The 13,391-nt window shown below is 65.3% G+C and carries 9 protein-coding genes; 5 read left to right on the forward strand and 4 right to left on the reverse strand.

Going from position 1 to position 13,391, the window contains the following annotated elements:
* From LH20_RS19545 to LH20_RS19560, 4 genes are all read right to left on the reverse strand, one after another.
* The gene (locus LH20_RS19545; RefSeq protein WP_053556386.1) at positions 1 to 798 is read right to left on the reverse strand and encodes a sulfite exporter TauE/SafE family protein; all 798 of its coding nucleotides are present in this window, start codon (positions 796 to 798) and stop codon (positions 1 to 3) included.
* On the reverse strand, positions 795 to 2,375 hold the full coding sequence (locus LH20_RS19550) for a bifunctional protein tyrosine phosphatase family protein/NAD(P)/FAD-dependent oxidoreductase (protein WP_053555663.1): 1,581 nt from the start codon (positions 2,373 to 2,375) through the stop codon (positions 795 to 797). Before LH20_RS19550 ends, LH20_RS19545 begins: the two co-directional genes overlap by 4 nt.
* Before the next feature lie 31 nt (positions 2,376 to 2,406).
* On the reverse strand, positions 2,407 to 3,285 hold the full coding sequence (locus LH20_RS19555; protein WP_083455621.1) for an MBL fold metallo-hydrolase: 879 nt from the start codon (positions 3,283 to 3,285) through the stop codon (positions 2,407 to 2,409).
* Positions 3,286 to 3,540: 255 nt separating this feature from the next.
* Positions 3,541 to 5,340: an amidohydrolase family protein gene (locus LH20_RS19560; protein WP_200905403.1), complete on the reverse strand. Its 1,800-nt coding sequence runs from the start codon at positions 5,338 to 5,340 to the stop codon at positions 3,541 to 3,543.
* A 203-nt stretch (positions 5,341 to 5,543) separates the two neighbouring features.
* Here LH20_RS19560 and LH20_RS19565 point away from each other — a divergent pair, with 203 nt between their 5' ends.
* From LH20_RS19565 to LH20_RS19585, 5 genes are all read left to right on the forward strand, one after another.
* Entirely contained in the window at positions 5,544 to 6,830 is a 1,287-nt protein-coding gene (locus LH20_RS19565) for a dicarboxylate/amino acid:cation symporter (protein ID WP_053555666.1), read from the forward strand.
* Positions 6,831 to 6,832: 2 nt separating this feature from the next.
* Entirely contained in the window at positions 6,833 to 7,294 is a 462-nt protein-coding gene (locus LH20_RS19570) for a RidA family protein (RefSeq protein WP_053555667.1), read from the forward strand.
* A gap of 178 nt (positions 7,295 to 7,472) precedes the next feature.
* Complete coding sequence (locus LH20_RS19575; protein WP_053555668.1) at positions 7,473 to 10,568, forward strand: TonB-dependent receptor plug domain-containing protein; 3,096 nt, start codon at positions 7,473 to 7,475, stop codon at positions 10,566 to 10,568.
* A 137-nt stretch (positions 10,569 to 10,705) separates the two neighbouring features.
* Complete coding sequence (locus tag LH20_RS19580; RefSeq protein ID WP_053555669.1) at positions 10,706 to 12,121, forward strand: amidohydrolase; 1,416 nt, start codon at positions 10,706 to 10,708, stop codon at positions 12,119 to 12,121.
* Position 12,122: 1 nt separating this feature from the next.
* Positions 12,123 to 13,370, forward strand: coding sequence for an amidohydrolase family protein (locus tag LH20_RS19585; RefSeq protein ID WP_083455507.1), 1,248 nt, complete (start codon positions 12,123 to 12,125; stop codon positions 13,368 to 13,370).
* The last annotated feature ends 21 nt before the right edge of the window (positions 13,371 to 13,391 follow it).

Consider the following 13,391-nt stretch of genomic DNA (forward strand, 5'->3'; position numbering starts at 1 on the left):
TCAACCGCCCGCGGTCGCGAAAAGAGCGCTCGCGCTCCTGACGAGCATATAGGCTGCGACCGTGAAGATAAGGCCGGCGAAGATCGCGGTCAGCGCCCCCCGGCTCGATAATTGACGCGCGGCGCGTGTCCCGGCGATACCGCCGGCGAGTCCCCCGGCGATGAAGACTGCGGCCAGCGGCCAGTCGATCAATCCCGACGCCGCATAGCTCAGCGCCGTGGTCAGCCCGAAGGCGGTGACCGCGACGAGGCTGGTGCCGACCGCGTTGAGGATCGGCATCTTCGTAGAGGCGATCAGCCCAGGCACGATCAGGAACCCGCCGCCGATACCGAAAAATCCCGAAAAGCCCCCGGTGCCGAGACCATAGCCGAGCACTTTCGGCGCATTATGGCGATTGCAGGCGGCCCCCTCAATGCCGGGATTGTCTCGCCCGCGCAGCATCAGCACGCCTACGACGAGCATCAGCAACGCGAAGAGGAAGAGCAGTTTCTGCCCGTCGATCGCCTTGCCGATGGTCGAGCCTGCGAGCGCGCCGACGATGCCGCTCCCCGCATAGAGAAAGCCGCAGCGCCATTTGACCGTCCCGGCGCGTGCATGCTGCGCGAGCCCCGAGGCCGCGTTGGCGGCAACCGCGAGCGCGCTCGTCCCGATCGCTACATGCGGGCTCGCGACCCCGACGAGATAGACCATCAGCGGCACTGCGAGAATCGAGCCGCCACCGCCGACAAGGCCGAGGGTGAAGCCGACGATGCCGCCCGACAGGCCGCCGAGCAGATATTGAAGCGTGTCGAGCGTCACGCCCCCGAACCGATCGGCGCCGGCGCCGCGAGCCACTCGCGGCCGCGCAGCATGCCGTGCCAGTAGACCGGCGGTAGAATCTTTTCCTTGAGCAGCCAGGAGATGCGCGACGGCCGCGTGCCCTCGATCATCCATTTGGGAAAGGTCGGGAGCAATTTCCCGCCATAGCCGAATTCGGCGAGGACGATCTTCCCTGCTTCGACCGTGAGTGGGCAGCTCCCATAACCGTCATAAGCTGCCACTGGCGGAGCGCCATCGAGCGCGGCGAGCGCGTTGAGCGCCACGACAGGCGCCTGTTTGCGCGCGGCGGCCGCGGTCTTGGCGTTGGTGGTTGCAGCGACATCCCCGAGCGCGAAGACATTGGCGTACACACTATGGCGGAGCGTCGCCTCGTCGACCGCGACGAAGCCGGAGGGCGCCGCGAGCGGGCTCGATGCGATAAATTCGGGGGCGACCTGCGGCGGGACGACATGGATCATGTCGAAGCGTTCCTCGACCCGGCGGACGGCGTCGCCGCGACGCTGCTCGAAGAGCGCGACTTTTGCCGGCCCGTCGATCGACACGAGACGCGATTCTAGCTGCAGATCGACGGCGTAGCGCGCGATATAGGCTTCGAGCGCAGGCACATAGGCAGCGACCCCGAACAGCGACGGCGTCGCCGTATGGAATTGCACCTCGGCCTGCCCGAGCAACCCGGCGCGCTCCCAGCGGTGGCACGAGAGATACATCGCCTTCTGCGGGGCGCCCGCGCATTTGATCGGCATCGGCGGCTGGGTGAACAGTGCACGGCCGCCGCGAAAACGGCGCACCAGACGGTCGGTATAGGGCGCAAGATCGTATCGATAGTTGGACGTTACGCCGTCCGCGCCGAGCGCTCCGGCGAGCCCTGGGATCGCGTCCCAGTCGAGCTTGAGCCCCGGACAGACGATGAGCGCGCGATAGCCGAGCACGCGCCCATCGGCGAGCGTCACCCGGTCGCTCGCGGGATCGAAGGATGCCGCCGCGCCGCGGACCCATTCGGCGCCTGCTGGGATCAGCCCCGCTTCGTCGCGCCGGGTTGCCTCGGCCGCAAAAATGCCGCCGCCGACCATCGTGAACCCGGGCTGGTAATAATGATCCGCGCATGGCTCGACGATCGCGATCGACACCCCGGGACGGCGGCGCAGGATGCTCGCTGCGGTCGCGATCCCCGCGCTGCCGCCACCGATCACGATGATATCATAATGCGCGACACTACCATCGGCGCCGCGCGCCGACGCCATACCGGCAAGCTGCTCGGAGCGCGCGCCTGAGCGGCAATAGGCCAGAACCGGCGCCGGGAGGTCGGCGAGCGCTCGGGCCATTGTGGCGACATCGCCTTCATCGATCCCGCCCGACATGACGGGAATATGCACGAAGCGAAGGCCGTGCGCCTCTGCAGCAGCGGCGATCGTCGCTGCCGTCGGCTGCCCTGCTTCCTCGCCATCGGGGCGATTGCAGACGATCGAGCGGAACCCCGACGCGGCGAGCGCGACGACATCGGCCGGGTCGATCTGCGGCGACACGCTGAGTGCTGGGGTCAGGCTCCTGATGGTCATTGTTTCTCCATTCGGGGAAAGGTGTCGGCGCTCACAGCCGATCGATCGGTATCTTGAGATAGGCGACGCCATTGTCCTCCGCGGGCGGCAAGCGCCCCGCCCGCATATTGACCTGTATCGAAGGCAGCAGCAGCCGAGGCATCGCGAGTTCGGTATCGCGCGCGCGGCGGCGAGCGACGAACTCGTCTTCGGAGATACCGTCGCGCGCGTGGACGTTTGCGGCACGCTGCTCGGCGACGGTCGTTTGCCAGCGGTGCTCCTGCCGCTCCGCGGTCAGATAGTCGTGGCACATGAAGAGCGGCGTATCGCCGGGGAGTTCAAGGATGCGGCGGAGCGACCGGAACAGAAAAACAGCATCGCCGCCCGGAAAATCAGCGCGCGCCGAGCCGTAATCGGGCATGAACATCGTGTCGCCGACGAACACCACATCGCCGATCACATAAGCAACACAAGCTGGCGTATGACCGGGAACATGGAGCACGGTAACTGGCAGTTCGCCAATTGCGAAACGGTCGCCATCGGACCAGAGACGATCGAAATCCGAGCCATCACGGCGAAATTCGGGTCCGGCGTTGAAGATGTCGCCGAACACAGCCTGAACGTCCCGGATATGCTCGCCGATCGCGATCGCGCCGCCGAGCCTTTCCTTGATCCAAGCTGCTGCCGAGAGATGATCGGCATGCGCGTGGGTCTCCAAAAGCCAGTCGATCGCGATGCCCTCGGCGCGGACATACTCCATGATCGCTTCGGCCGAGGCGGTCGAGGTACGCCCGGCAGCTGCGTCATAGTCTAGCACACTGTCGATTACCGCGCCGCGCTTCGTGCGCCGATCATGGACCAAATAGCTGATCGTCGAGGTCTCGGGATCGAAGAAGCCGCGCACCGCCGCCGTATCTTTCGCTATCGACATAAGCTGATGCCGTGCAGCCGCGAGCGGGACATCCGCTGCTAAAGTCCATGCAGCCCGGTCCTCCTCCATGATCAGCGAATACTCCTTCCAGGAACAGCGGACGCGCGATTCTGAGCAAATGCATCCGCTCTCAATAGAAAGAGACGCAACGAAACGAGTTTACCCCACTCCTATATTGCCCAACCGAGTCTGACACGGATGGAGCAAGGATCGCTCGCTTTGCGGCAGACCGCCGTAAGCGGCGCCGCGCGGGAATCAGTAAAAGCGAAGATTGTCGATTTCGCCCCATGAACTTGCGCCCGCCTCGCGCTGGACGACGACACCGACCTGCACGAGATCGTCGCCGCGCCAGGACGGCGCATCGCCGCGGCCGGGGCGCGTCGCCACGAGCGCGGAGAAGGGCACGCGCAGCTCGGACCAGCCTTCCTTCGCTTCGATCGGCGCGGTGAATTCGCCTGCGAGCGTGTTGACCACGAGGAGATAGCGGCCGGCGCCGCGCATATCGAGCCGGACGCCTGCGAACTTGCGCGCATCGACCGGACGGACCGAACCACGGCTCAAGGGCACGAGGATGCCGCCCTCGGGCTTGTCCTTGAGCGACATCTGCACCGCGAAGGCAAGCGCCGAGCCGTCGCCGCCCGCGTGGGTCACGCGGTTGGTGACCACCGAGGAACGCTCGACGCCGCCATCCATGTCGGTGAGGCGGAGCGTGTCGAGCGAGCTCCGTCCATCGGCGCGTTCGAAATCGTCGATCAGCGCCTCAGCGGGCAACGCCGGGAGCGTCGTGGCGAGGTTGCCCGCGGGCAGCTTCACCCCGGCGCCATGGACGAGCTTGCCGTCGACGAAAACACGGTCGATCTTCTCGACATCGCCGATCGCTTCCCACGGCTTGCCGTCGATGAGCACAAGATCGGCGCGCTTGCCCTTCTCGATCGTGCCGCGGTCGGCCGAAAGTCCGAGCGCGAGCGCGCTATTCGACGTGCCCGCGAGCAGCGCCGCCTTCGGCGTGAGGCCAGCCGCAACGAGCAATTCCATTTCCTGGAGCGTCGAGACGCCGTGCTTCGCACCGCCGATCCCCGCGTCGGTCCCGACCGCGATCGTGACGCCGGCCGCGTGGAGATTGCGGACATTCTCTTCGGCGAAGCCATATTTGCGAATGCGCAGGCGCGTCGCGGCATCGTCCTTGCGCCCGGGGCCGATCTCGTCGGGCTTCAGCTGATAGATGGCGAGCGTCGGGGCGTAGAAGGTGCCCGCCTTCTTGATCCGGGCGATCGCGTCGGCATCGAGCACGCCGTCCTGGATGCTGTGCGCGATCACGTCGATGCCGGCGTCGGCGGCGAGCTTGCCGCGTTCGACGGTCACCGTATGAGTGAGCACGCGCTGGCCATGCTTGTGCGCCTCGTCGGCGAGTGCGGCGAGGGTCTCGACGTTCATCGAGGTTTCCTCGGGCAGCTGGCCGTAGCGCCAGCCGTCGGCGAAAGCCTTGATATAGTCGGGGCGATAGGGCTGGAGCGCCTGCACCTCGCGCCGCGCGCTCTCGGCGGTCGCGACCCATTTGGTGGTATTGGTGTCACCCCAGTCGGCGCCGTGGCCGCCCGGCGTGCTCATGCGCGCGACGAAGTTGACGTGCGGCGCGTAGATGTCGGCGAGCCAGGCGCGGCGCGGCGCGAAGGCTTCGGGCTGCTGGTGGAAGTCGTTCACGGTCGTCACGCCGCTCGAGAGGTAAGCGTTGGCGATTTGCGGCAGCGCGGCGGGCGAGCCCGACGGCGACCAGTGCGTATGGACGTCGATGAAGCCCGGGAGCAGCGCCTTGCCGTCGGCACGCACTATCTTCGCGCCCTTGGGAGCCTTGACGTCAGCTCCGACCGCATCGATCCGGCCACCCCGCACGACGACGGTGCCGCGATAGGGATCCTTGCCCGTGGCATCGAAGATCGTCGCGCCGGTGATCGCGACCAGCTCGCCGCCCGGTTCGGCGAGTACCGACTGGCTCGCCCAGCCAAGCCCGGCGGCGAGCGCCGTTCCCGCTACGATCATCTTCCGAAAACTGGCCACGCGCGTCTCCTCGATTGTCTGATTGTCGCCCTGCCCTGCTTTGACGCAGCGGCGGTAGATATCCCCACCAGCCTGTTCGGTCCGCGCCCGCCATGTCGCAACAATATGCGCTTGTCGACCGCATTGCTGCTGCGGAACCGCGCCGCACTTGCGTCTCTGCTTCCTGTACGCCCCGGCCGGGGCGAAGCCGGAACGGGACAGTCATGAACAGAGCTTTCGCCTTCATCCTCATCTTCGCCATGGTCGCCGGGATTGCGGCGGGCTGGTTCGTGAATTCGCATTACCCGGCCGCAAGAGCCGCCGAAATCGCCGACAATCTCTCGATCCTTACCGACCTCTTTCTGCGGCTCATCAAGATGATCATCGCGCCGCTCGTCTTCGCGACCCTCGTTGCTGGGATCGCGCATATGGAAGACGCCGCCGCGATCGGCCGCGTCGGCGCGAAGACGATGGGCTGGTTCATCGGGGCCTCGATCGTGTCGCTCTCGATCGGGCTCGTCATGGTCCACCTGCTCCAGCCGGGCGCGAGCCTCGCGCTCGACCTGCCGACGACCGGCGCTGAAGGCCTCGTCGCGACCGGCGACTTCTCGCTCAAGCAATTCGTCACCCACCTCATCCCGCAATCGATCGTCCAGGCGATGGCCGAGAACGAGATCCTCCAGATCGTCGTCTTCTCGGTCCTCGTCGGCTCGGCGGTGGCCGCCATCGACGACAAGGCTCCCGCCGTGCTCGCCCTCGTCGAGCAGGTCGCCGCGATCATGCTCAAGGTAACCGGCTTCGTGATGAAGACCGCCCCGGTCGCAATCTTCGCCGCGCTCGCCTCGACCGTCGCGACGCAGGGCCCCGGCGTCCTCGTGACCTATGCGGGCTTCGTCTCGGGCTTCTATCTCTCGCTCGGCGCGCTCTGGCTTGTGCTTTTCCTCGCCGCGCTCGCGATCATCGGCACGCGCGCCTTCGGACTGTTCCGCGGCATCCGCACTCCGGTGCTCCTCGCCTTTTCGACCGCCAGCTCGGAAGCCGCCTATCCGAAGACGATGGAGGAGCTCGAGAAGCAGGGCGTCAACCGCCGCATCGTCTCCTTCGTCCTGCCGCTGGGCTACAGCTTCAATCTCGACGGCTCGATGATGTATTGCACCTTCGCCGTGCTCTTCATCGCGCAGGCCTATGGCATCGACATGACCATCGGCCAGCAGATCACCATGCTGCTCCTGCTCATGGTGACGTCGAAAGGCATGGCGGGCGTCCCGCGTGCCTCGCTCGTCGTGATCTCGGCGACACTCGCCTACTTCAAACTGCCCGAGGCCGGGCTGCTCCTGATCCTCGCGGTCGACCATCTGCTCGACATGGGCCGCTCGGCGACCAACGTCGTCGGCAATTCGGTCGCTGCCGCGGTCATCGACCACTGGGAAGGCCGCAGAATGGCGCGCGAAGCGGCTGCCGGCGAGCCCGTACCCACCGAACAACTACCCTCTCTCGCAACCAAGGAGTGAATATGTCTCGTATCGAAAGCCGTCTCGCCAGCCTCGGGATCGAACTGCCTGAGGTCTGTCCGCCGGTCGCCAACTATGTGTCGTCGACGCGCTCGGGCAACATCGTGCAGATCTCGGGCCAACTCTCGACCCATGCCAGCGGCGGGATCAAGGGCACCATCGGCGCCGACTGCAGCCTCGCCGACGGCATCATCGCCGCGCGGCTCTGCGCGATCAATCTCATCGCGCAATTCAAGGCGGCCACCAACGGCGATCTCGACCGCGTTGCCCGCGTTCTCCGGCTCGGCGGTTACGTCCAGGCAGGTCCCGAATTCTACGAGATCCCGGCCGTAATGAATGGCTGCTCGGACCTCATCGTCGACGTGTTCGGCGAAGCCGGAAAACATGCCCGCTCGGCGATCGGCGTCTACCGCCTGCCGTTCAACTTCGCGGTAGAAGTTGATGCGGTGATCGAACTGGCCTGAACGGCGACAGGAGGCGGAAACTGGAAAATTTCGCTGTAGTGCAAAAGGTTGTAATTTTCTGCGCCAATGTTGATGGGGATACGTCGATGACTTGCGTCATAGCGAGACGAGATGGGGAGAAATCCATCCGCCGCACGGAGGACGACGCGCCGATCGGGTCGAAACAAGGGGACATGGCATGACGAACCGCACATATTCGAACTACCGCAAGCATATTCTCGCCGCAGCATCGCTGATCGGAATGATCGCCGCACAAAACGCGGCCGCCCAGGAACAGGCGGCGGAGACCCAGGCCGCGACCGAGCCGCAATCGGCTCCCCGCGGCGAAGAAATCGTCGTGACCGGCAGTCGCATCGCTGGCACCAAGATCACCGAAGCCTTGCCCGTGACCGTGGTCGGCGAGGACGAGATTGCGGCGACCGCTGCGGTGTCGGGCGACGAACTGTTGCGGTCGATCCCGCAAATGAGCGACCAGTCGTTCAACAGCAGCAATGGTCAGACGAGCAGCAATTTCGCGCGCGGCGACGTCGGGTCCATCGATCTGCGCGGACTGGGAGTCGGCAACACGCTGGTCCTGCTCAACGGGCGCCGGCTTGTGCAGCACCCAAGCAGCCAGGCGAGCACGTCGCTGGCGCCGGTCATCACCTATAATAGCAACTCAATCCCGGTCTTCGGTATCCAGCGCGTCGAAGTGCTCCGCGACGGCGCGGCAGCCCTCTATGGCACCGACGCCGTGGCGGGCGTGGTCAACACCATCCTTCGCGACAATGTGAACGGCGGCGGTTTGTCGGTCCAATATGGCGGAGCAGAGGGAACGGGGCTGCGCGAATTCAACGGCTCAGGTTATCTCGGCACCGACTTCGCCGAGAATCGCGGCAATATTTCGCTGCTGTTCAACTACACCAACCGCACGGCGCTGTCCTCACAGGACCAGGATTATACCGCGACATCCGATCACCGCTTCTTCGACGATTTCGCGGGGACAGTGTTCGCTGGCTCGAACAGCTTGGACGACACCAGCACTTTGTCCCAGTGGGGCAATTTCACCACCGGCGTTCGCGTACGCCGCGGAACGACCAATATCACGACCACGGGCGGGGTGTTTTCGATCCAGCCGACAGCAAATGGCGGCTGCTCGGCCGATCTGGGGGGCGGGATCTGTATCGATGATGCGACGCGTGCCACGACCGGCGCTGATCGCAACACAAGGTGGGACGCCCAAGCCAATTATCCGCTTTCGATTATTCCCCGGCTGGATCGTGTCAACGTGTTCGCGAACGGCCACTATGACCTCAGCGACAATCTGACCGTCTTCGGCGAAGCCGGCTATTATTATGCCAAGACGCGGAGCATCCAGGACAGCGTCTTCTCGATCGGTTCGATCCAGATGACGGTGCCGGCGTCCAACTACTGGAACCCCTTTGGCCCCGTAACCTTCGCCAATGGCACGTTAAACCCGAACCGCCTCGCGGGGATCGACGCGCCCGCCGCCGGCCTGCCGGTGACGATCACAAGCTATCGTTTTGTGGACATGGGACCAACCGTCGTCGATGTCACCAACCGCCAGTTCCGGGCATTGCTGGGGCTTCGCGGCGAGGCGCTCGGTTTCAACTGGGAGACGGCGGCGCTCTATTCGCAAGCAACGGTCCGCGATGTTCAGGATGGGATCAGCGCCACGCTTCTCCAGCAAAGCCTCGCGCTCTCGACGCCCGATGCCTATAATCCGTTCAATGGCGGCAGCGCGACCAATCCGACCGGTCCCGACACGACACCTAGCAATCAGGCCGCTCTCGACGCTATCGCGATCAAGACTGTTCGCGCGGGCAAATCTACGCTGGCGCAGTGGGATTTTCGGGCATCGAAGGCCGATCTTCTGACGTTGCCCGCCGGCAACGTCGGCATGGCGCTTGGCTTTGAGCTGCGTCGCGATTCCTATCTCGACGACCGCGACGAGCGCGTCGACGGAACAATCACCTGGACAGACACGGTCACCGGTATTGTCCAGCCATCCGACTTGTTCGGCGTCAGCCCGACCCCCGACACCAAGGGCTCGCGCACGGTTTTCGCTGCCTACTCCGAACTGGCCGTGCCACTGATCGCGCCCGAAATGAATGTTCCGCTCATTCGCAGCCTCGAGCTACAGCTGGCGGGCCGCTACGAGCATTATTCGGATTTCGGCAGCATCGCGAAACCCAAGGTGGCCGCCGCTTGGGACCTCTTCGATGGCTGGCGAATCCGCGGCTCGTGGGCGCAAGGCTTCCGCGCGCCGAACCTCGAGCAGACCAAGGCAACGATCATCACACGCGGCAATACGCGGACCGATTATATCCGCTGCGAGGCCGATTTGCGCGCGGGCCGCATCACCAGCTTCGACGCTTGCGCCCAAGGTTTTGTTACCACCGGACGGCGCGCGGGCAACCCCGACCTGAAGCCGGAAACCTCGACCACCTGGACGATCGGTACTGTGCTCCAGCCGCCGGCCTTCAATACCGGCCGACTCCGCACCACCTTCACGGTGGACTATTGGCAGGTCAAGCAGAAGGGCATCGTCGGCGTATTCGGCGAAGGCAACGCGCTCATCAGCGATTATCTCCTCCGCCTTCAGGGGTCAAGCGATCCCACCGTGGTCCGCCTGGCGCCGACGGCCGACGATATCGCATTGTTCGCCGGGACTGGCATCGCACCGGTCGGTCGGGTGCAATATGTCGACGACCAGTATCGCAACCTGGAACCACAGACGGTGCGCGGGATCGATTTCGGGCTCAACGTCGGGCTTCGCGACACGGGAATCGGCGATTTCACCATGTCCGCCAACGCGGCCTATCTGCTCAAATATTTCCGCGACGTGTCCCCTGACATCCGGGTCCTGCTCGATGCGCGCGCGGCGGGCGACATCAACATCGACACGGTCATTCCGGAAGGCGGTAATCAGGTTCGCCGCGACGCTTTCCCAAAATGGCGCGGCTCGGCCTCGCTTACTTGGAAGCTTGGGCAATTCACGGCTGGCGGCTTTGTAAGCTACACCGGCAGCGTCATCGACAACGACATTTCGATCGGCGGAGAAAACCTGATCGTAAAGGCGTACACCACCGCGAGCCTGTATGTGCAGTATGACCTTAAAGGCGGGTTCACCGATGGAACCCAACTGCGTGTCGGAGTTCGCAACATTACCAATGCGCAACCGCCGATTGATTCGAGCGGCTTCGGCTACATGGGTTCGCTTCATTCGCCGATCCCGCGCTACTGGTACGTCAACGTCCGCAAGACTTTCTGACGCACCTCCCGTCCGGCCGTCGCGCACCCCCGGCGCGGCGGCCGGATTGCTGCCCATTCCATCCCTTCGCACAAGGTGATCCCGGCGTGACACGACATTTCTCCGACACCATCTCCCCGGCCCGCACCCCCCGCGCGGTGCGCGCCGCGCTTCTCGGCACCACGCTCGCGCTCCTCGCGGGCTGCGCCGCCGATGCCTCCTCGGCGCGCCCCGCCAACACGCCACCGCCGCCCGCGGAACCGGCGGCAGCGCCGGCGCCCGCACCGTTCGCGAGCACCTACCAACCGCGTCCCGCCGCCGACACGGCGATCGTCGGCGCCTCGATCCTGACCGGCACCGGCACCCGGATCGACAATGGCACGGTGCTGATGGCCGCAGGCAAGATCATCGCGGTCGGCGCCGATGTCGCTGTTCCCTTAGGCGCGCGCGTCATCGACGGGCGCGGCAAGTGGGTCACCCCCGGCATCATCGACGCCCATTCGCACCTCGGGGTCTTTCCGGCGCCCGGCGTCCAGGGCCATGCCGACGGCAACGAGAATATCGACCCCTATACCGCGCATGTCTGGGCCGAGCATTCGATCTGGCCGCAGGATCCCGTATTTACCAAGGCCCGCGCCGGCGGGGTCACCAGCCTGCTCATCCTGCCGGGTTCGGCCAACCTCTTCGGCGGCCGCGGCGTGAGCGTGAAGAATGTACCCGCGGTGACCGTCCAGCAGATGAAATTCCCGGGCGCGCCCTACACGCTGAAAATGGCTTGCGGCGAGAATCCGAAAGGTCGCTACGGCAGCCGCGGCCGCGCCCCCGCCACGCGCATGGGCGAAGTCGCGGGCTTCCGCCGCGCCTGGATCGACGCCGCCGAATATGGCCGCAAGGTCGATGCCTATGAAAAGAAGCGCGCGCGCGGCGAAGGCGGCGAGGCGCCCAAGCGCGACCTCGGGCTCGAAACGCTTGCGGGCGTGCTGAAGGGCGACATCCTCGTTCAGAACCATTGCTACCGCGCCGACGAAATGGCGGTGATGCTCGATGTTGGCCACGAGTTCGGTTACAAGACGCGCGCCTTTCACCATGCGGTCGAGGCTTACAAGATCGCCGACCTGCTCGTCGCCGACGATGTCTGCGTCGCGACCTGGGCGACGCGCTGGGGCTTCAAGATGGAAGCCTATGACGCGATCGAGGAAAATGCCGCGATCCTGAGCAAGGCGGGCGTCTGCGTTGCGATCCACTCGGACGAGCAGCGACTGATCCAGCGCCTCAACGTCGAAAGTGCGGTCGCGATCGCCGCCGGGCGCCGCGCGGGGATCGACATTCCGCAGGAGGAGGCGATCAAGTGGATCACCCTCAACCCCGCGAAGATCATGGGCATTGCCGACAAGACCGGCTCGCTCGAGCCGGGCAAGATGGCCGACGTCGTGCTGTGGAGCAAGAATCCGTTCAGCGTCTACGCCATCGCCGAGAAGGTCTTCATCGACGGCGCGCTCGTTCTCGACACGAGCGATCCCGCCACGCGCTACCGAAGCGATTTTGAAATCGGCCAACCGGTCGGGGAGGAATGAGATGCAACGACGGCTCCCAGTTTTCACAGGCATCGCCCTGGCCCTCGCTGCGACCGCCTCACCGGTCGCAGCGCAGACCTTCGCGATCACCAACGCGCATCTTCTGACGCCCGGCCCCGTCGGCGAGGTCCAGAATGGCACGGTCCTCGTGCGCGATGGGCGCATCGCTGCCGCCGGCGCAAATGTCGCCGTCCCGTCAGGCGTGCGCACGATCGACGCCAAGGGCGCGACGGTCACTCCGGGGCTCATCGCGGTGAACACCGCGCTCGGCCTCCTCGAGGTCAGCTCGGTCGACGGTTCGGTCGACAACAAGACGCATAATTCGGGGATTAGCGCCTCGTTCGACGTCCAGTACGGGCTTAACCCGGCGTCGACGCTCATACCTATCGCGCGGCTCGGCGGCGTCACCCATGCGGTCGTGATGCCCGACTATGACGACAGCGAGAAGGAACGCGAACTGCCCTTCGCGGGCAAGGCCGCGCTGATCTCGCTCGGTGAGGGCGCGGCTATCCTCCATCGACCCGGGGTCGGCATGATGCTCGAACTCGGCGAGGACGGCGCCGCGCGCATCGGCGGCTCGCGCGCTGCGGAATTCGTGCAGCTTCGCCAGATTTTCGATCTCGCGCGTCAGGCGCCGCGCGACGAATATCCGTTCGAGCTCTCGCAGGCCGATGTCGCGGCGCTGAAGCCCGTGCTCGCTGGCACGATGCCGCTTATCGTCGTCGTCCACCGCGCCGCCGACATACAGCAGGTGCTGAAGCTGGCGCGCGACTACAAGCTCAAGATCATCCTGTCCGGCGCCGAGGAAGCCTGGCGCGTCGCCGACGAAATCGCGGCGGCGAAGGTCCCCGTGCTCATCAATCCGACCTCGAACATCCCCGCGAACTTCGACATGCTCGGTGCCTCGCTCCAGAACGCGTCGATCCTGAAGGCAGCGGGGGTCGAGATTGCGATCGGCGGCAACGACGCCGGCCACCGCGTCCGCGAGATGCGCTATAATGCCGGCCTCGCCGTATCGCGCGGGCTGCCCTATGCCGCAGGCATCGAGGCGCTCACGCTCGCACCCGCCCGCATCTTCGGCGTCGCCGACCAGATGGGTTCGATCGCACCCGGCAAGGCAGCAGACATCGTGATCTGGGACGGCGATCCGCTCGAGCCGCTCACCCAGCCGACCGCGATCTTCATCGCGGGCAAGGAACAGCCGCTGACGTCGCGCGCGACCGAACTCGGCAAGCGCTACGCGCGCTGACGCGCCGCGCCCGTACTGAAG

It is taken from the genome of Sphingopyxis sp. 113P3 (assembly GCF_001278035.1).
Classification (GTDB): domain Bacteria; phylum Pseudomonadota; class Alphaproteobacteria; order Sphingomonadales; family Sphingomonadaceae; genus Sphingopyxis.